General features: G+C 65.3%; 16 protein-coding genes. 4 read left to right on the top strand and 12 right to left on the bottom strand.

Features of this window, described 5'->3' with window-relative positions:
• Window positions 1–20: 20 nt before the first annotated feature.
• From GTP44_RS16765 to wrbA, 9 genes are all read right to left on the bottom strand, one after another.
• Window positions 21–1511 (bottom strand): DEAD/DEAH box helicase, encoded by a 1491-nt coding sequence (locus GTP44_RS16765; protein WP_161020346.1) that lies wholly within the window; start codon window positions 1509–1511, stop codon window positions 21–23.
• A 13-nt stretch (window positions 1512–1524) separates the two neighbouring features.
• Window positions 1525–2610: a threonine aldolase family protein gene (locus GTP44_RS16760; protein ID WP_161020345.1), complete on the bottom strand. Its 1086-nt coding sequence runs from the start codon at window positions 2608–2610 to the stop codon at window positions 1525–1527.
• Window positions 2611–2630: 20 nt separating this feature from the next.
• Window positions 2631–4466, bottom strand: a complete 1836-nt coding sequence (locus tag GTP44_RS16755) for an ABC transporter transmembrane domain-containing protein (RefSeq protein ID WP_161020344.1) — start codon at window positions 4464–4466, stop codon at window positions 2631–2633.
• A 44-nt stretch (window positions 4467–4510) separates the two neighbouring features.
• Window positions 4511–5617 carry a lipocalin-like domain-containing protein gene (locus tag GTP44_RS16750; protein ID WP_161020343.1) on the bottom strand — a complete coding sequence of 369 codons (1107 nt, stop codon included), beginning with the start codon at window positions 5615–5617 and terminating at the stop codon, window positions 4511–4513.
• Complete coding sequence (locus GTP44_RS16745; RefSeq protein WP_161020387.1) at window positions 5617–8169, bottom strand: FtsX-like permease family protein; 2553 nt, start codon at window positions 8167–8169, stop codon at window positions 5617–5619. Before GTP44_RS16745 ends, GTP44_RS16750 begins: the two co-directional genes overlap by 1 nt.
• Window positions 8170–8237: 68 nt before the next feature.
• Entirely contained in the window at window positions 8238–8669 is a 432-nt protein-coding gene (locus GTP44_RS16740; RefSeq protein WP_161020342.1) for a DUF4124 domain-containing protein, read from the bottom strand.
• An 11-nt stretch (window positions 8670–8680) separates the two neighbouring features.
• Window positions 8681–10087, bottom strand: a complete 1407-nt coding sequence (locus GTP44_RS16735) for an FAD-binding oxidoreductase (protein ID WP_161020341.1) — start codon at window positions 10085–10087, stop codon at window positions 8681–8683.
• Complete coding sequence (locus GTP44_RS16730) at window positions 10084–10491, bottom strand: DUF2069 domain-containing protein (protein WP_160992075.1); 408 nt, start codon at window positions 10489–10491, stop codon at window positions 10084–10086. Before GTP44_RS16730 ends, GTP44_RS16735 begins: the two co-directional genes overlap by 4 nt.
• Before the next feature lie 5 nt (window positions 10492–10496).
• Entirely contained in the window at window positions 10497–11102 is a 606-nt protein-coding gene (gene wrbA / locus GTP44_RS16725) for an NAD(P)H:quinone oxidoreductase (protein ID WP_160992076.1), read from the bottom strand.
• Between the two features lie 63 nt (window positions 11103–11165).
• Between wrbA and GTP44_RS16720 the strand changes: the two genes are divergently transcribed.
• Window positions 11166–12542, top strand: a complete 1377-nt coding sequence (locus GTP44_RS16720; protein WP_161020340.1) for a YihY family inner membrane protein — start codon at window positions 11166–11168, stop codon at window positions 12540–12542.
• On the opposite strand, the gene GTP44_RS16715 is transcribed toward GTP44_RS16720, so the two are convergent.
• Together GTP44_RS16715 and GTP44_RS16710 are read right to left on the bottom strand one after the other, a co-directional pair.
• Window positions 12526–13293 (bottom strand): alpha/beta fold hydrolase, encoded by a 768-nt coding sequence (locus GTP44_RS16715; RefSeq protein ID WP_161020339.1) that lies wholly within the window; start codon window positions 13291–13293, stop codon window positions 12526–12528. The genes GTP44_RS16720 and GTP44_RS16715 overlap by 17 nt on opposite strands.
• Window position 13294: 1 nt before the next feature.
• Window positions 13295–14368: a PLP-dependent transferase gene (locus GTP44_RS16710; protein WP_161020338.1), complete on the bottom strand. Its 1074-nt coding sequence runs from the start codon at window positions 14366–14368 to the stop codon at window positions 13295–13297.
• Window positions 14369–14565: 197 nt separating this feature from the next.
• On the opposite strand from GTP44_RS16710, the gene GTP44_RS16705 reads away from it, so the two are divergent.
• The gene (locus GTP44_RS16705) at window positions 14566–15021 is read left to right on the top strand and encodes a CBS domain-containing protein (protein ID WP_161020337.1); all 456 of its coding nucleotides are present in this window, start codon (window positions 14566–14568) and stop codon (window positions 15019–15021) included.
• A 17-nt stretch (window positions 15022–15038) separates the two neighbouring features.
• Here the strand turns inward: GTP44_RS16705 and GTP44_RS16700 are convergent, their stop codons facing one another.
• Window positions 15039–17303, bottom strand: coding sequence for an EAL domain-containing response regulator (locus GTP44_RS16700; RefSeq protein ID WP_161020336.1), 2265 nt, complete (start codon window positions 17301–17303; stop codon window positions 15039–15041).
• 238 nt (window positions 17304–17541) lie between these two features.
• On the opposite strand from GTP44_RS16700, the gene aroC reads away from it, so the two are divergent.
• Window positions 17542–18639 carry a chorismate synthase gene (aroC, locus tag GTP44_RS16695; RefSeq protein WP_160992082.1) on the top strand — a complete coding sequence of 366 codons (1098 nt, stop codon included), beginning with the start codon at window positions 17542–17544 and terminating at the stop codon, window positions 18637–18639.
• 3 nt (window positions 18640–18642) lie between these two features.
• A complete protein-coding gene (locus GTP44_RS16690) occupies window positions 18643–19794 on the top strand; it encodes an MFS transporter (protein ID WP_161020335.1) in 1152 nt (383 codons plus the stop codon).
• The last annotated feature ends 4 nt before the right edge of the window (window positions 19795–19798 follow it).

Here is a 19798-nt window from a genome sequence, read left to right as displayed (position 1 = left end):
GCAGGGCGTCCGCGATGGCGTCAGCGTGCGCCCGGCTTGGATTTGCGTGCGCCAGGCTTGGCCGCGGCGCGGCCGTCGGAGCGGGCTTGCGATTTGGTGCCGCGTCCGCTGGTGACCACGACGGCGCCTTTGGGAGCGCTGCCGCCGGAGGTGTTGAACGAGCGGCCACGTGGCTTGGCGGCGGCGTTGCCATCGCGGCCGGCCTGCTTGCTGACTTTTTCCGGTGGCGTCCAAACGCCCAGCGATTCGCTGCCGCCGGCTGGACGGGCCGCCGTCTTGGCCGCCGCCGGGGCCTTGGCTATCGGTGGGGCGCCGCTGGGGCGCTTGGCGGTGGGCACTTTGCGTGGCGTTGCGTTGGATGAGGTTTCCGGCACGCGGTGATCCGCTTCAAAGCCAGCTTCCACGTAGCGTGGAATGGGTTGGCGCGTCAGCGTTTCGATCGCTTTCAGCATGTCCACTTCGTCGGCACAGACCAGCGATACCGCTTCGCCTTCCATGCCGGCGCGGCCCGTGCGGCCGATGCGGTGGATATAGTCTTCGGCCACGGAAGGCAAATCAAAGTTGACCACCTGCGGCAGCGCTTCGATGTCCAGGCCACGCGCGGCGACGTCGGTGGCGATCAGCAGCCGCACTTCCTTGCGCTTGAAGCGTTCCAGTGCGCGCAGGCGCGCGGGCTGGGTCTTGTCGCCATGGATGGAATCGGCCGTCACGCCATGTTCGTGCAGCGTCTTGACCAGCGCCTCGACGCCTTTGCGCGTCTTGACGAACACCAGCGCTTGCGACCAGGCCAGCTTGTTCAGCAGGTGCAGGAACAGTTCCGGCTTGCGGCGCTTGTCGGTGGTCACCAGCCATTGTTTGACGCTTTTGACCGCCGTATTGGCGGCTTCCACCTGGATCGATACCGGGTCCTTGACGATGCCCTTGGCCAGCTTGCGCACCTCGTCCGAGAAGGTGGCCGAGAACAGCAAGGTCTGACGCTGCTTCGGCAACGCCTCCAGCAGAATATCCAGATCACGCTCGAAGCCCAGGTCCAGCATGCGGTCCGCTTCGTCTAGCACCAGCGTTTGCAGCAGCTCGAAGTTGATCGCGCCCTGATCATGCAGGTCGATCAGCCGGCCCGGCGTTGCCACCAGCACGTCCAGCCCCTTGCGCAGCTTGGCGATCTGCGGCGCGATATCGACGCCGCCATACGCCACGGCGCTGCGCAGCGGTAGTTTGCCGCCGTAGTTGCGGAAGCTTTCATAAACTTGCTCGGCCAGTTCGCGCGTCGGCACCAGCACCAGGGCGCGGATGCGCTGCGGGCCGGTCACGCCGTTCATGGTCAGCTGATGCAGGATCGGCAGCGCGAAGCCGGCGGTCTTGCCGGTGCCGGTCTGCGCCGCCGCCATCACGTCGCGGCCCGCCAGCACGGCGGGAATGGCCTGCTTCTGGACGGGCGTCGGTTTGTGATAGCCGAGCGCATTCAGCGTGCGCAGTAAAGGGTCGATCAGACCGAGTGCTTGGAAAGTCATGTAAATTCAGTGGTTAGTTGGCCAGCGCGTCGGACCACAGGGTCAGAATCTCGCGCACACGCTGATCCGCAAGGCGCAGCAGATTGTCGCCGACGTACAGCTCAACGAAGCAGTGGTCGGGCAGCGCCGCGTGACTGGCGCCGTTGAACAGCCACACGCCATGCTGTTCGGCGATGCGGCTGCGGATATCCAGCGCGTGGTCGCGGCTCACCGGCAGATGAAGATGCAGCATGTTCGCATGCGGCTGCGCCGGATTTGGCGTCAGCAGTGGAAAAGCGCGCAGCGTCTCGTACAGCCATTGCGTGCGCTTGAAATAGTCCGGCATCGCGGCCAGCCGCGCGTCGAACTGCATGGCCGCAGCCACCACATACGGCGTGCGCTGGTAGACATTGCCGCCCTGGCGCCGATACCACTCGGCGGCCTTGGCGACAAACGCCGCGCTACCGGCCAGCATCGCACCGGCCATGCCGCCGATGCCTTTGTACAGCGACACGTAGACGCTGTCGAAGCCGGTCGCGATATCGCCGACCGGCCGGCCATAGGCCGCCGCCGTCTCCCACAGCCGCGCGCCATCCATGTGCAGATGGATGCCTTGCTCGTGGCAGTACGCCTTGATGGCCGCCAGTTCGTCCCAGCTTGGGCACTGGCCGCCGATCTCGCGCGCCGGCAGTTCCAGCGTGGCCGCGCCCAACTGGTCGGGAATCGCCTTCAGTTCGTCCATCGTCCACGGACGCTGCGGGTCGCCTATTTGCAGGGCGTGGAAATGGTCGAACAACTGATGGTTGCCGCGTTCATGCTTCAGGATGTGCGAGCTTGGATGCAGCGCCACCAGCTTGCTGCCGCGCTCCGTGCAGGCGATGCGCAGCGCGGTCGCTTGCGTCATGGTGCCGGTGATGCAGAAAACCGCCGCCTCGCAACCGAGCAGGCGCGCGACTTTCTGTTCAAATTCCTGTATCAGCTTGCCGTTGCCGTAGACGTCGTGCGCCACGCTGTGCGCCTCGCACCAGTCGCTCATGGCCGCAAACAGCTCGGCGGGCGACAGCGCGCGATGGCCCGGTAAGTGCGTGCGGCACTGCTGTTTGAGTTCTGCGTCGGTCATGGCAGTGCTTTATAAAATTATCAGTGCTCGGTGTGCGCGTGGTGGAACTGCAGCGCCGCCAGGTTGGCGTAGATGCCACCCAGCGCCACCAGCGATGCGTGGGTGCCGGTTTCGACGATTTTGCCGTCCTCCATGACGATGATGCGGTCGGCGCGCTGCACGGTCGCCAGCCGGTGGGCGATGATGACGGTGGTGCGGCCGACCATGGCCGCCTCCAGCGCCTTCTGCACCAGGCGTTCCGATTCCGCATCCAGTGCGCTGGTGGCTTCGTCCAGCAGCAGCAGTGGCGGATTTTTCAGCAGCGCGCGGGCAATGGCGATGCGTTGGCGCTGGCCGCCGGACAGGCGCACGCCGCGTTCACCGAGGAAGGACTGATAGCCCTGCGGCAGACGCTCGATGAATTCGTGGGCGGCGGCCAGCTTGGCGGCGGCGATGACTTCCTCGTCGCTGGCGCCGGCGCGGCCGTAGCGGATGTTTTCCATGGCGTTGGCCGAGAAGATCACCGTATCCTGCGGCACGATGCCGATGGCGTCGCGCAGCGTATGCAGGTCCAGTTGCGTGATGTCGACGCCATCGAGCTTGATGCTGCCGCTTTGCGGATCGTAGAAGCGCAGGAACAGCTGGAACAGCGTGGTCTTGCCGGCGCCCGAAGGGCCGACCACGGCCACCGTTTCACCCGGCTCGATGTCCAGCGTGATGTGGTCCAGCGAGTTGGTTTCCGGTCGCGATGGGTAGCAGAACACGATGTCGTTGAGCGTCAGCGCGGCGCCGTTGGCGGCGCGCGGCGGCAGCGTCAGTGGCCGCGCCGGCGGCTGAATCGTGGATTGGACCGACATCAGCTCCAGCAGGCGCTCGGTGGCGCCGGCGGCGCGCTGCGCCTCGCCCATCACTTCAGACAGCGCGCCAATGGCGCCGGCGACGATGGAGGCGTACAGGATGAACTGACCGAGGTCGCCGCCGGTCATCTCGTCCGACAGCACGGCGTGCGCGCCCAGCCACAGCACGAACACGATGGCGCCGAACACCAGCACAATCGCCAGCATGGTCAGCACGGCGCGGGCGCGGATGCGGCGCATGGCGGTCTGGAAGGCGCCTTCGATCGAGGCGCCGAAGCGCTGCGATTCGATCTTTTCGTGGGTGAAGGCTTGCACCGTCGGCATGGCGTTGAGGATTTCGCCGGCCATGGCGGAAGCGTCGGCCACGCGGTCCTGCGAGTCGCGCGAGAGGGAGCGCACGCGGCGGCCGTACATCACGATCGGCAGCACAGTGAGGATCAGCAGGCCGATGATGATGGACGACAGCTTGACACTGGTCACGAACAGCATCGCCAGGCCGCCGATGAACAGCAGCACGTTACGCAGCGCCATGGAAATGCTGGTGCCGACCACCGATTGAATCAGCGTGGTGTCGGTGGTGATGCGCGACAGGACTTCGCCGGTCTGCGTGGTCTCGAAGAATTCCGGGCTTTGGGTGATGACGTGATTGTAGACCGCGCTGCGGATGTCGGCCGTGACGCGCTCGCCCAGCCATGAAACGGTGTAGAAGCGCGCCGCCGTGGCCAGCGCCAGCAGCGTGGCGAGACCGAACAGCGCCAGGAACACCAGGTCCACGTGCTGGATGCTCTTAGCGCCGGCGCCGCCGAATCCGAGGTCGATCATCTGCTTGAACGCGGCCGGAATCGCCAGCGTGGAGCCGGCGGCCACCACCAGCGCGATACCGGCCATGGCGAACTGGCGCTTGTACGGCGCGAGGAAGGGCGTCAGCCCGCGCAGGGTGGCGAGGCTGCCTTTCTTGAGTTCTCGGGTGGCGCTGGGAGCGGCGGCGGCGGGCGTGCTGGCGGTGGTGCTATTGGTCATCTGGTAGCTGCGCTTACTTTAAATATTCTTGTTAGACGTTGTGGTTACAGTTTTATTGCACGTACATAGCCGGTCATCTCCAGATAAGCGCGACCGGCCGGCTTGCCGTCACGGTGCAGCGTGACCGCGCCTTCCCAGTACACGGCGCCGGTCGAGCGGCGCGAATCCAGTTCCTGGTCGTCCTGGAGCGGCACAATGTCCCACACGGTGTCGCCGGTTGTGAGCCGCGTCGCCACCGGATATTCGGCATTGGTGCGCGGCGAACGCCAGCGCTTTTGCGGCGTAAAACTGACCTGGTCCGGGGCAAACTGCGTGATCTTACCGGATGCATCGCGCCATGTCGCGTGCGCCCATAGTTTAGCACCTGTCTTGCTTCTGACCGCGAATGCCATCAATGCGCCGCCGTCATCGAGGTTGGCGCCAACCCAATCCCAGCCGGTGGCCTCGGCGTCCAGCGCTTCGCTCGACCATTCGTGGTCCAGCCATGCCTGCCCGGTGACGCGTGTCTGCTTGTTAAGACGAGTGACGCTGCCGCTCACTTGCAGGTGCGGCTGGCTGTAGTAGTAGCTGCTTTGCGCGGGGCGCGGACCTTTGCGCGAATAGCCGCGTTCTCCCTGCAACAGGTCGGGCTGGGATGGCGTCAGTGTGAGGTCGTACTTGAATTCGGGGCCATCGACGTGGACGGTGTAGCTGCCGTCGGCGGCGCGCACCATCTGCCAATCTTCCAGCTTGACGTTGGTGTCGCCGGTTTTGGCGTAGGACAGGCCGAAGCCCTCGCGCGCGCTGCGCTGGTCGTGCAGCAGTTTGCCGTTGGCCGGGTCGGATAGCGCGGCGTGGCCGATGATCAGCTGTTTCGGCGCGAACTGGCTTGGGTTGGCGCGGTCGTGCGAGGTGGCGCTGCGGAAGAATGTCACCTGGAAGCCGAGCGGCTTGCCCTCGGGCGTGTTGAGCCAGCCGGTGACATACCACCATTCGGTTTTGTAGTCCGGATGCGCACCGTAGTCTGCGGGGAAGGTCAGCGACTGGCCGGCCGGCAGCGGAACCACGGCGGTGAATTGCGGCGCGGCGGCGTACGAGGGCGCCGCCAGCGCGATGGTGGCGGCCATCATCGCGGCGGCGCGGCGTGCGCGGTTGAGCAGGCGGGTTGGCATTACCAGTCCTCCCGGACGGCGCGTATCGGTCCGCCGGACAGCGACTGGCGGCCTGCCAGCAGCGCGGTGAGCGCGGCGGCGGCCAGCAGCAGTCCGGCAACGGCGGCCAGCAGCGGCCATGGCATGTGCAGCTGCATGGTCCAGTGGAACGATTGCGGGTTGACGACAAAGACCAGTATCAGGCTGATGACCCATCCCAGCACAAAGCCGGTGACGATGCCAAGGCCCGTCAGCGAACCGCCTTCGATCGCCAGGATGGCCAGCACCTGTTTGCGGCTGACGCCAACGTGGCGCAACATGCCGAACTCCTTGGCGCGCGCCAGCGTCTGCGCCGAGAAGGTCGCGGCCACGCCAAACAGGCCGATGACGATGGCGATCGCTTCCAGCAGATAGGTGATGGCGAAGCTGCGGTCAAAGACTCTCATGCTCATGGCGCGGATTTCCGATGGCTCGCTGGCGTCCAGCGCGGCGGCGAATGGCAGGCGTTTCAGCGCCGCCAGCGTGGCTTCGGGCTTGGCGCCCGGCTTGAGCGTGAGGGCGACACCGCTGGCATCCTGTTCGCCGGTGATGGCGCGGTAGTCGCTCAGGCGCATCTGGATGGTGCCGGTGGGCCGGGCGTAATCGCGCCACACGCCGGCCACGATAAAGGCATGCGGCTTGCCGTTGAGCGGCAGTTCGATGCGTGCGCCCGGTGTCATGTTGTACAAATCGACCATGGCCTCTGAGACCCAGACTGGCGGCGGTGCGCCCGGAGCGGGCGTGCGCGCGTCGCCAACGATGGCAAGCGAGCGAGCAGGATCGGCGGCATCGATATTGCGGGCCATGAGCGTGACGGATGGCCGGCCGGCGTCCAGCGACACTGGCCGGGTGCGCAGGAAGTCGGCGCTGTCGACACCGGGCAGTGCGGCCACCGCCGCTTGCTCCTCCGGCCGCAAGCCGGCGGTGGCGCCACCGCTGGCGGTGCTGACGTAGATATCGGCCGGCAGCACGTGCTGCAACCAGTCGTCCAGCGAGACGCGGAAGCTGGCGACCATGATCGCCATTGCGACCATCAGGCTGAAACTCGACAGCACGCCGCCCAGTGCGATGCCGGCCTGGCTGGAGGCGTTGGCGAGACGCGACAAGGTGAGCGTCATGACGGCCGATGCACCGGGCCGGCCGGCGGTGGTGGCGCTCCAGCGCTGGTGGGCGTAGCGGAATACGATGGCGGCCAGGCGCGGCATCAGGCCGATGGCGCCGATCAGCAGCAGCGCAATCGACAGGTAGCCGAACAGCGGCAATTCAAACACCGGTGGCGCTTGCGACAGCAGCGCGGCCAGCGCCATGCAGACCAGCGACGGCCAGGCGCGGGCGAGGCGCGATATCGCGGCTTCCTCGGTGCCGGATTTGAGGGCGACGGCCGGCTTGGCGCGGGCCGCGTCCAGCGCCGGCGCGGCGCAGCCCAGCAAGGCGACGGCCACGCCGAGCGCGAAATAGATGGCGGCGGCGACCGGCGTGAAATGCACCTCGGGGCGCACGCCGGAGAAGAAGCCGGCGCCGAGGTCCGCGCCCATGAAGTGCAACGCGGCGGCGGCCATGCCGTAGCCGGCCGCGATGCCGATGGCCGATCCGGCAACGCCGAGGCACAGGCCTTCGATCAGGATCTGGCGCAGCAGGCGATGGCGGTCGAGGCCCAGCACGCGCAGCAGCGCGAACTGGCTGCGGCGGCGTATCACCGACAGCGCCTGCGTGGAGAATACGAGGAAGGCGCCGGTGAACAGCGCCACCAGCGCCAGTACCGTGAGGTTGACGCGATAGGCGCGGCTCATGCCTTCATTGCGGCTGTTCTGCTCCTGATCGTTGGGCTGATTGACGCGGAAGCGGCCAGGGTACTGGCTTTGCAGGTCTTTTTCGAGTTGCGTTTTGAAGACTTCGCGGTTGATGCCATCGCGCAGTTTGAGATCGATGCGCGACAGTTGGCCGAGTTTTTCAAAGCGCCATTGAGCGGCGCCGATGTCCATGATGGCGAGACGCTGGCCGGCGCGGGCGCCTGGCACCGCGCCGCCGACCCGCAGCGCAAGCCGGCTGGTGCCGACTTGCAGCGTGATGGCGTTGTCCTTGGGCTGCAGCCATTGCCGGGCGGCGGCGGAAAGGAAGACCGCGTCGTCGGATAAGGTGTCGCCGATGTCGTCGCCGGCGGGAACGCCAACCAGTTCCGGGGAAATGTAGGCGGCGCGGAAGGCGTCTGTGGCGATTATTTTTAGCGCGGTGCGTTCGCCGGGGACGGAGGCGTCGAACTCCAGCACCGGCGAGGCGACGGCCACACCGTCGCGTTGCGCCAGCGCCGGGTAAATCTGTTCGTCAAAAAAAGGCTCGGTGCCGCGTACTTGAATGTCCGCCACGCCGGACAGCCCTTTGATGGCGGCGGAGAATTCGTTGAAGGCGGCGGCATTGATCAGATGGATGGCGAAGCCGAGCGAGATGCCGACGGCGATCGCCGCAATCGCCACCAGGGCGCGCACCGGATGCGCGCGCCACTCGCCCAGCAACAGCCAGCGCGAGAGCCGCCGCATCGACGCCGCCGGCGCGTCCGCGATGGCGCTTGCCGCTGCTTGCCTTGGTGTGGACGGGCGATCAGTCATCAGCGGGGACACTCCAGCGCCATGGCTTCGCCGGCCCGGTGGGCGCGCAGACGAGCGGCTTCGGAGGCCTGGCCGGTGGCGCGGCGGGCGTCTTCATCGGCCCAGCGTTTGTTGAGTTTCAGCTTGTCGCATTTCTTGCGCTGCACGGCGGCGGTTTGCGCGGCGCGGTTGGCGTCGCGCTCGTCGCGCTCCTGCTGCTTGAGGCGCGCTTTTTCCAGTGAGCTGGCTTGCTTCTGCTGGCGTTTGAGATCGCGCGCGGCGGCGGGATCGGCTTTCGGCGCGGCCGGCATGTCCAGCGTGGCCGCCTGCGCCCCGGCCGGACATGGCGTATCGCTGTAACTGACCTTGCCATTCACCGAACATTTGTAGACGCTTTGTGCGTGCGCCGCCATCGCGGCGGCCCACAGCAGAACAACGATCAGCAATTTCATCTCCGCCTCGCTCAAAGGATTTTCCCGGGATTCATGATACCCAGTGGATCCAATGCCGCTTTGATGGCTCGCATCATGTTGAGTTCTACCGGCGACTTGTAGCGGGCCAATTCGTCGCGCTTCAGCGCGCCGATACCATGTTCGGCCGAAATCGAGCCACCGAACGACTCCACGCTGTCGTACACCACACGGTTAACCTTATCCTGCTGGAGCAGAAAGTCCTCGTTCGAGATGCCGGGCGGCGGCGCGACGTTGTAATGCAGGTTGCCGTCGCCCAGATGGCCGAAGCACACCAGCTGGCATCCGGGGAAGGCGGCATCCAGCAGCGGCCCGGTGGCGCTGACGAAGTCCGCGATGCGCGACACCGGCAATGAAATATCGTGCTTGATATTCTTGCCCGCCTTGGCCTGCGCCAGTGGAATATGCTCGCGCAGCTGCCACAAGCCGGCTGATTGCGCCACCGAGGACGCCACCACCGCATCCTGAATCACATCACGCGCCAGCGCAGCGCCGATGGCCCGTTCAAGCAGGCCAACCGCGTGCTGCTCCGATTCGCTGCTGGATAATTCCAGCAGCACGTACTGTGGATGGGGTGCGGCAAAGGGTTTGGGCAACGACGGGAATTGTTCGGCCACCAGCTCCAGGCAGTAGCGCGACATCAGCTCGAAGCCGGTCAGGCTGGCGCCGCAATAATCCTGCATCAGCACCAGCAGTTGCAGCGCGTGGGCGGGCGAGGGCAGCGCCGCCAGCGCGGTGATGCTGGCTTTCGGCTGTGGATACAGCTTGAGCACCGCGCCGGTGATGATGCCCAGCGTGCCCTCGGCACCGATGAACAGGTCGCGTAAATCGTAACCGGTGTTGTCCTTGCGCAGGCCGCGCAAGCCGCTCCAGACCTCGCCCTGCGGCATGACCACCTCCAGCCCGAGACACAGCTCGCGCGTATTCCCGTAGCGCAGAACCGCCGTGCCGCCCGCGTTGGTGGCCAGATTGCCGCCGATGGTGCAACTGCCTTCGGCCGCCAGCGACAGCGGGAACAGACAGCCCTCGGCCGCCGCAGCTTCCTGTATATGTTGAAGTATGCAGCCCGCGTCCACCGTCATGGTGCGGTTGACCGCATCGACCTGGCGCACGCTGTTCAGCCGCGCCAGCGACAGCAGCACCTGCGCGCCGCTGATATCCGGCACGCTGCCCAACACCAGACCGGTGTTCCCGCCTTGCGGCACCATCGCCACGCGATGCGCGGCGCAAGCCCGCACCAGCGCCGCCACCTGATCCACCGAGCCGGGACGCAGCACCGCCAGCGCCTTACCGGTAAAACGTCCGCGCTGATCGGTGAGGAAGGGCGCCATGTCGGATGGCGTCTCCAGCACATACGCATCGCCGACGATGCCACGACATTGCGAGAGAAAGTCCATCATTTAACGGTGTTGATCTTTACTTTATCCAGCAGTTCCCTGGCCATTTTTTTGGCGGCGCGCTTGTAGGGGCGCAGGTACAGCACCGCGCACACGAAGTAGATGCACACCACCACCGCCTCGCCCCAGCCCAGCCAGGCCGACAGGTCGCCGGTGTCGCTCCAGCCGCGCACCACGCCCTCGGCGAAATACACCAGGATCATCATGGAGGTCCATTGCAGTGTGTAGATGTCACGCTTGTAGACGCCGTACAGCGGCAGCAGCAGCGGCGCGGCCTTCAGCACCAGCCACGAACCACCCGGTTTCAACGGCGCCAGCACCATCTCCCACAACACACACAAGACAATCAGCGCCACCAGGCTGCCGATAGCACCCCAGTGAAAGTACTTCTGCATCGTGGTTTCCATGGCGCCTATCCTTGTAGTTTGACTGCTGTTTCGGCCAGCCGCTTGCCGAGGGCGATGGCGAGGCGTTTTTCATCGTCGGTGATGACTTTCTTGCCATCCAGGCCAGACCAGTGGCTGGCGCCATACGGCGTGCCGCCGCTGGCGGTGGTCATCAGTTCGGGATGCGTGTAGGGTAGGCCAAGCACCATCAGGCCGTGATGGAACAACGGGATCATCATCGACAGCAGCGTCGATTCCTGGCCGCCGTGCAGGCTGCCGGTGGAGGTGAATACGCACGCCGGCTTGCCGGCCAGCGCGCCGGACAACCACTGGCTGGCGGTGCCATCCCAGAAATACTTCATGGCCGATGCCATGTTGCCGAAGCGCGTGGGCGAGCCGACGGCGATGCCGGCGCAGTCGGTCAGGTCGTCCAGTTCCACATACGGCGCGCCGTCGGCCGGCACGTCCGGCGCGGTGGCCTCCGCCACGGTGGACACGGCCGGCACGGTGCGCAGCCGCGCGTCGCAGCCAGGCACGCTTTCGATGCCCTGGGCGATCAGTTCCGCCAGTTTGCGGGTGGCGCCGTGGCGGGAGTAAAACAGGACAAGGATGGTCAGGTTAGGATGGTTCATCAGCGGTATTATAGGGCGCTTTGGCCGATGGTATCATTGCCACTGTTGTCACGATTGATGCTTATGTACGAAAAATACGTCCGTCCTACCCTGCAGTACCTGTTCCGCAGCTGTCGCAGCGGGATTCAGCTTGTGCGCTCGCTGTCCTGGCCCGAGGTGCGCGATCTGATCTTGTTCGCTCGCCGTCGCTTGCGTGAAGAGAGTCTGCCGCAGGTCGCGGGCAGTCTGACCTTCACCACGGTGTTCGCGCTGGTGCCGCTGCTGACCATCGCGCTGGCGATTTTTACCACCTTCCCGATGTTCAACGCCTTCCGCAGCTCGCTGGAGGCGTACTTCGTGCAGAGCGTGATGCCGAAGACGATTTCCAACAACATCCTCAGCTACCTGACGATGTTTGCCTCCAAGGCCACCCGCCTTTCGGCGGTGGGCGCGGTGACGCTGATCTTCACGTCGATCGCGATGATGAACCTGATCGAGCGGGTGTTCAACCGCATCTGGCGCGTGCGCGGTCAGCGCAGCTGGACCAAGCGCATTCTGGTCTACTGGGCGTTGATCTCGCTCGGCCCGCTGATGATCGGCGTGTCGCTGACGCTGTCGTCGCAGGTGTTCATGGCCACCAGCGATCTGGTGGGCCATGTGCCGGTGGTGGGGGAGGTGATCTACACCGCCTTGTCGCTGGCGCTGACCATGGCCGCGTTCACGCTGCTGTATGTGGTGGTGCCGAACCGCGACGTCGACTGGCATGACGCCGCCTGGGGCGGTCTGGTGGCCGGCGTGGCGTTCGAGGTGGCCAAGCGCGGTTTCGCCATCTTCATTACGCAATTCCCGACGTACTCCAAGATTTACGGCGCGCTGGCCGCCGTGCCGCTGTTCCTGCTGTGGGTGTATGTGTCGTGGCTGATTACGCTGGTCGGCGCTCTGCTGGTGGCCGCGCTGCCGGTGGTGAAGTATGAGCGCTGGTGGCATGAGGCGCAGCCGGGCGGCGAGTTTGTCGACGCCATGGCGATTCTGAAAGTGCTGCACGTGGCCTGTAAATGCGGCGACACGGCGCTGGTCAGCGCCGGCCATATCCGCGAGCGCACGCGGCTCGGCTTCGACGAGATGGACAATCTGCTGGAGCGCATGATGGCCGAAGGCTGGGTTGGCCGGGTGCCGGTACCGGCGCCGAAGCGGGTCCAGTGGGGCAAGCGCGTCAGCGATGGCTCGGATCACTGGGTGATCCTGGCGAATATGGACAAGCTGACGCTGGCCGATGTCTACCGCCTGTTCGTCTTCGCCGGCATGCCGGTCAACGCCGGCGTGCTGGCGGTGGGCGACGATGAGCGCGATCAGCGCGCCGCCCACGAGGCCGCGCTGCTGGCGCGCGAGGTGGAAAACGCCGTCGAGGCGGGCCTGGGCAAGACCATGGCCGCGCACTTCGGTCCTATCGACTGCCGATAAATGCCAGCAGCGCCGCCAGCACGGCTTGCGGCTGTTCGCTCATCAGCGAGTGGCCGCTGTCCAGCGTAACGGTTTGCGCGTGCGGGATCGCGGCTGCCAGCGCTTTGGCGGATTTTGGCGGCGTCATGGCGTCGCTGGCGCCGCGCAGCAGCAGGGTAGGGCAGCGCACCGAGGCCGCCGCCAGTTCGCCGTTGGCGTAGCTGTTGCAGGCCGCAAGGTCGGTGTGCAGACGGCCCGGCATGCGCTGCATCAGGCGCCGCGCGGTGTTGCGCACGGTGTGGCTGGCCAGTGGCGAGTGCGACCAGGCGGTGACCATATCGATGGCCGCCAGCTCGTTGTCGCGCGCGGTCGTCAGCAGCGCGTCGGCCACTTTCATCGGATAGGTGCTGCCCACCAGCGCCAGATGGGTTACGCGCTGCGGCGCCTTGAACACCGTTTCCAGCGCAATCAGTGAACCCATGCTGTGGCCGATCAGCGCGGCCTGGCGCACGTTTGCCGCGTCCAGCAAGGCCAGCAACCAGTCGGCCATGTCCGCCACGCTGGTCTTGGGCGCGCCCTGGCTGCGCATATTGCCGGGCAGGTCGACCGCCAGCACGCCGTAGCCGAGATGTGCGAAATAGCGGGCCTGCGCGGTCCACACGGAATGGTCGTTCTGCGCGCCGTGTATGAAGACCACCGCCGGACGCGCCGGATCGAAGTGGGCGCCGCCGGTGTAGCAGTAGCTTGGTATGCCTTGTACGATCAGCAGCATGTCAGGCTCCTTTCTGCGACAGTTTGAGGGCGCGCGACAGGTCTTCCAGCAGGTCGTCCGCCTCTTCCAGGCCGATCGACAGGTGCAGCCGGTCGTTGTCCGACGCGGGCGGGATGATCTGCGATCTGGCGCCGCCGAGATCCTCGGCGGCCGAGAATACTTGCAGCGCGCCTTTCAGGTGGAAGGACAAGGTCGGGCCGCAGCCTTTTGGCAGCAGGCGCCGCGCCACTTCATGGTCCGGATGGGACGGCAGTTCGGGATAGTGCAGCGCCGTTACCGCCGGATGGGTGGCCAGCAGCGCCACAATCTTGCGCGTGTTGGCGACGTGGCGCTCCATGCGCAGCGGCAGCGTTTCCAGTCCGTGCAGTATGGCCGCCGCGTGATGGGGACTGATTGGCGCCAGGTTCTCGTGCCGGGCACGCAGCGTGAAGGCGCCGACGGTCGATTCTTCGGCAAACACCACACCGGGCAGGAAGTCGCACGGTTCGCATAGCTCGGCATAGCGGCCCGTATGCTCATGGGCGGCCTGCCAGTCGAACGTGCCGCCGTCCACCAGCAGGCCGCCCATGGCGGCGGCATGCAGCACCAGGTCGGCGCCATGGGCGATGGGCTGCAGCAGCCACGGCGTGGTCAATGTGGCGTCCACCATCAGCGGCAGGCGATGTTCGTGCGCGATGGCGGCGACGGCCGGAATGTCCAGCACTTCCAGCCCACCGCCGCTCAGCGTTTCGGCGAACAGCAGTCGCGTTTCCGGCTGAATGGCGGCGCGCCAGGCGTCCGGATTGCGCGGATCGACAAAGGTGGTCTGGATGCCGAAGCGCTTCATTGATGAAGCCAGCAGCCGGCAGGTGCCGGCATGCAGCGCGCGCGAGGCGACGATGTGCGCACCGGCGCTGGCGATGCTGCTGATCGCCAGATGCAGCGCCAGTTCGCCGCTGGCGGTGGCGACCGCGCCCACGCCGCCCTCCAGCGCGGCGATGCGTTCTTCCAGCATGGCGGTGGCGCCGGCGTCGGGCAGGGTGGCGCCGGCGTGCAGCGACAAGGTGTGGAAACCGGGCGGTTTGAGGCTGCTCATGGTGGCTCGCGATATTTGTCGGTATGCTGCGCATCCTAACCTGAAATGCGGCGTGGCAACCGCAGCACAACAATGTTATGTTTTGCTTATGGGAAGCGCTGGCTTTTTTGCCGGGCATAGGCTACAGTCGCTGCAAGGCTAACAATAACTAGAACTCCCATTCACAGAGCAGATATCAGCGGACAGGACGGCCCAAAATGAAAGTCTCGGAAATTCTTCAGGTTAAAGGTTCTATCCTTTACACCATCTCCCCCGATCAACCCCTGGCGGACGCCGCCAATACCATGGCCGAGAAAGACATCGGTTCGCTGGTCGTCATGGAATTTGGCGATCTGGTGGGCATGTTGACTTTCCGCGAGGTATTGCGCGCGCTGCATGAGAACCAGGGCACTGTGGGCGGCGGCACGGTCCGCAAGCACATGGAAGACCACCCGATTACCGTGACGCCGGATACCGATGTCAACGAGGTGCGCCGCATCATGCTGGAGAAGCATGCGCGCTATCTGCCGGTGATGAATGCCAAGACCATTCTTGGCGTGATTTCGTTCTATGATGTGGCGCGCGCGGTGCTGGAGGCGCAAAGCTTCGAGAACCGCATGCTGAAAGCGTATATCCGCGACTGGCCGGCTGAGGCTGAGCAGGCGACTGATTAAACGCCAGCCCCGGTCAATTAGGCCACGCCTTCCAGCGCGTCGTTGCTGAGCCAGTTGCTCAGCGCGCTGGCGTTCATCGGCCGGGCGAACAGGAAGCCTTGCGCCAGCGGGCAGCCCAGCGCCTGTAAAATCTGCGCCTGGCGCTCGTCCTCCACCCCTTCGGCGATCACCGCCAGGCCGAGATTGCGGCCCAGCTGAATCACCATTTCCGCAATGCTGCTGCCGCGCGCCGAGCCGGTGATTTCGGTGACGAAGGCGCGGTCGATCTTCAATCGGTCAACTTGCAGCCGCTGCAAATAGGACAGCGACGAAAAACCGGTGCCGAAGTCGTCGATCGCGATGCTGACCCCGGTCTGCTTGATCTGCGCCAGCATCTTGATCAGCAGGTCCGGCTCTTCCATCGCCATCGATTCGGTGATTTCCAGCTCGATATTCTGCGGCGGCGCGCCGGTGTCTTCCAGCGCCCGCTTGAGCATGTCCAGGAAGTGCGGATGGCGGAACTGCACCTGCGAGACGTTAATCGACATCATGAAATCATGGTGGCCGGCCTTGCGCAGGTCGACCAGTTCGCGGCAGGCGGTGCGCATCACCCATTCACCGAGGTCGATGATCAGGCCGGAATACTCGGCGATCGGGATGAAGCGGTCCGGCGAGATGAACTTGCCATCCGGCGTCTGCCAGCGCAGCAGCGCCTCGGCGCCGACCGGGCGCCGCGTGACCAGATCGATCTGCGGCTGGTACACCACGAACAACTGATTCTGGCCGAAGCCGGTGCGCAGCGCGTGCATCATGCGCACCCGCTCGCGTATTTCCACGCCCATCGAGCGCGAGAAGTAGAAGTGACCTGCGCGCTGTTGCGACTTGGCGCGCTTGAGCGCGATGTCGGCGTCCTTCAGCGCATCGGCGCCGCTGCCTTCGTGTTCGCCCAGGCGCACCAGGCCCAGCGTGGCCGACAGCTGCACGTCCTGACCGTCGATGCTGTACGGGCGCTGGAACAGCGCCAGGATGTTGCCCGGATTAACCTGCGTCGAATCACCCAGCACGCAGAAGATGTCGCCGCCGATGCGTGCCACGGTAACGTGTTCGCCCAGCTCGGTTTGTAGGCGGTTGGCCACGCCGATCAGCAGCATGTCGCCGAACTGGTGGCCGAGCGCGTCGTTGGTTTCGGCAAAGTGGTCGAGGTCGACCAGCGACAGCGTGGCGTCCTCGCGCGCCGGGCCGGCCATGGCGGCATCGAGAATTTCCACCAGGCGGGTGCGGTTGGGCAGCTTGCACAGCTGGTCGTAGAAGGCGGCGGTGTGCAGGTGCGAGACCAGCTCGACATTATCCAGGCCGACCGCGACGTTGCTGCAGAAGACCTCCAGCAGCCGCTCGTCGATGTCGCTCGGCGCCCGTTTGACTTCCAGGAAGGCGACGAAATCACGGCTGGCCTTGCCGGCGAAGTACAGCGTAATGTAATCCGCGCCGTAGAGGTTGCGGCGCTGCGTCAGCGCCATGTCCAGCGCCTCGTGGATGCGCTGGTCCTGGCACACGGTCAGGGCGATGTTGTTGAGGTGGCGGAAGGTGCCGGCGCTGGCCATCACCACCAGCTCGTGGCAGCCGCCGTCCGGAAACTCCTGCACGCACAGCACGCCGTGCGGCTCGATGCCCAGCAGGTCGCCGATCTGCGCCAGCACACCGGCGGCGAAGTTCTTCACCCCATGCAGCGACATCAGCTCGGTGCTGGCGGTGACGATCTGGTTCAGGCCGCGGCGGCTCTGGTTGATCTTGCGGATCTGCTCGTAGGAGCGGATGGCCGCCGTCACCGTGGTGAACAGCTTGATGCGGGTCAGCTCGGATTTGGTCTTGTAATCGTTGATGTCGAAATCGCGGATGGCGTCGATTTCCGGGGCATAGCCGGGCTGGCCGGTGCGCAGGATGATGCGCACGTCGTGCAGCTGCAGCGTTTCACGGATGTGGCGCACCAGGTGCAGGCCGGCGTCGTCCTGTTCCATCACCACGTCCAGCAGGATGACGGCGATTTCCTGTTCGTGCTTGAGCAGTTCGCGCGCCTGGCTGGCCGAGTAGGCGTGCACGAACTCCAACGGACGGTGCTGCATGTCGAGGTTGCCGAGGGCGAAGGTGGTGGTCGAGTGGACGTCTTCGTCGTCGTCGATAATCATCACACGCCACACGCTGCGGGCCCCGGTGCTTGCGGCAGGCGCGCCCGGATGCTCGTCTAAGAAAACCAGATCGTCTTGATCATCCTTGGATTGCTCAAGGTGGGTGACCGGTGGGGGCATGTGTCGCTTCTCCAGGATTACTCGGTGTTCTATTCAAGTATATAGCGAATTGTCAAAAAGAACCCGCTTTTCCACGGCTTTGCTCGGTGCGGTGCAACGGGCGCCATACATGTATCAAGAGAAAGATATATTACCAATATAAGCTTGCAATGTGGAAATTATTGTGCGGCTATGCCGCCACCGGGCGCTGACTGGTAGAATGTGGAACTTTCCCCTTTTTTCCGAAGATTCTTTTCCTATGTCCGGCAATACTTTTGGCAAATTGTTCTCAGTAAGCACTTTTGGTGAGTCGCACGGTCCCGCGATCGGTTGTGTGATCGATGGCTGCCCACCGGGCTTGCCGTTGTCTGAGGCCGACATCCAGCCGGAACTGGATCGCCGCAAGCCGGGTACTTCGCGCCACGTTACGCAGCGTCAGGAGTCCGATACCGTGGAGATTCTGTCGGGCGTGTATCAGGGCGTCACCACCGGCACGCCGATCGCTTTGCTGATCCGCAACGAAGACCAGCGCAGCAAGGATTACGGCAACATCGCCGACACCTTCCGTCCCGGCCACGCGGATTACACCTACTGGCACAAGTATGGCGTGCGCGATCCGCGCGGCGGCGGCCGCTCGTCGGCACGGCTGACGGCGCCGGTGGTCGGCGCCGCCGCCATCGCCAAGAAGTGGCTGCACCAGCAATATGGCACCGTGTTCAAGGGCTGCATGAGCCAGCTCGGCGAGATCGCCGTGCCTTTCCAGGACTGGCGCCATGTGCCGGACAATCCGTTCTTTGCCGCCACCGGCGACGCCGCCGTCATCGAACGCATGGAAGCTTATATGGACGAGCTGCGCAAGGCCGGCGACTCGATCGGCGCGCGCATCGACGTGATCGCCCAGAACATCCCGGTCGGGCTGGGTCAGCCGATCTACGACAAGCTCGACGCTGACATCGCCTACGCCATGATGGGCATCAACGCCGTCAAGGGTGTGGAGATCGGCGCCGGCTTCCAGTCGGTGGTGCAGAAGGGTAGCGAGCACGGCGATCCGCTGACGCCGCAAGGCTTTGTCGGCAACAACGCCGGCGGCGTGCTGGGCGGCCTGTCGACCGGCCAGGACATCACGGTGTCGATCGCCATCAAGCCGACCTCGTCGATCCGCACGCCGCGCCCGTCGATCGACAAGGATGGCAATCCGGTGATGGTGGAAACCTTCGGCCGTCACGATCCCTGCGTCGGCATCCGCGCCACGCCGATCGCCGAGGCGATGCTGGCGTTGGTGCTGATCGATCACGCGCTGATGCACCGCGCGCAATGCGGCGACGTGCGCGTGGCGACGCCGGACATCGCCCGCTAAGCGGTGCCGGCACAGGCGTTCGGCTTCGCCTTATTCCTCTTCTGTTATTACGCCCACGCGGGCACCTGGTCGACCTACGCGACGCTGTTCTTTGCCAACAAGGGCATGACGGTGGCGCAGATCGGCGTGCTGATGTCGATGATCCAGGTGTTGCGCATCGTCGGCCCGAATCTGTGGGGCTACGCCGCCGACCACTACGACCGCCGCGTGCTGGTGCTGCGGCTAGCCGGCTTCGCCGCGCTGGCGGGCTTCTCGGGCTTCTTCTTCGGTAACAGCTTCGGTCACTTCATGCTGGCCATGGTGATCCTCAACCTGTTCACCAGCGGCCAGGCGCCGATCTGCGAGGCGCTGATGCTGTCGGAGATGAAGGGCGACCTGACTTATTACGGCCGCATCCGCATGTGGGGCTCGATCGGCTTCATCGTGTCGGTGACGCTGGCCTCGCTGGCGCTGGAGCATTACGGCATCGTCACGCTGCCGTGGGTGGCGGCCGGCCTGCTGGTGGCGACCATCGCCGCAGCGTTCCGCCTGCGCGACGTGCCGCGCCGCACCCACCGCACGCCGCCGCCACCGTTGCTGTCGCTGCTGCGCCGGCGCGAGGTGATGGCCTTCTTCCTGTCCACCGCGCTGATGGTGGCGGCGCACACCGCGCTGTACACCTTTTATTCGCTGTATCTGGAGCGCAACGGCTACAGCAAGACCGTGATCGGCGCCATGTGGTCGCTGGGCGTGGTCGCCGAGGTGATGCTGTTCTACCACCAGGCGCCGCTGTTCAAGCGCTGGGGCGCGCGGCGCCTGATGTATCTGGCGCTGGGCGTCGCCGTGCTGCGCTTCCTGATGATCGGCGCTGGCTCGCACATGCTGGGGCTGCTGATCGCGGCGCAGCTGATGCACGCCGCCACCTTCGCGCTGCACCATTCAGCGTCGGTGATGTCGCTGCAGCGCTGGTTCTCCGGGCCGTTGCAGGCGCGCGGCCAGGCCTTGTACATGAGTATTTCCTACGGCGCCGGCGGCTCGCTGGGTGGGCTGTTCCTGGCGCAATGGTGGGAGCGGGCGGGTGCCGAGTCGGTCTATTACGTGGCGGCGGCGCTGTGTGCGCTGTCGGCCATGGCGGCGACGCTGTCGTTCCGCTGGCAGCGGAACGACGGGCGCTAGCGTG

The sequence above is a fragment of the Duganella lactea genome (assembly GCF_009857505.1).
Taxonomy (GTDB): domain Bacteria; phylum Pseudomonadota; class Gammaproteobacteria; order Burkholderiales; family Burkholderiaceae_D; genus Rugamonas; species Rugamonas lactea.
This window is presented reverse-complemented; position numbering and strand designations above follow the sequence as displayed.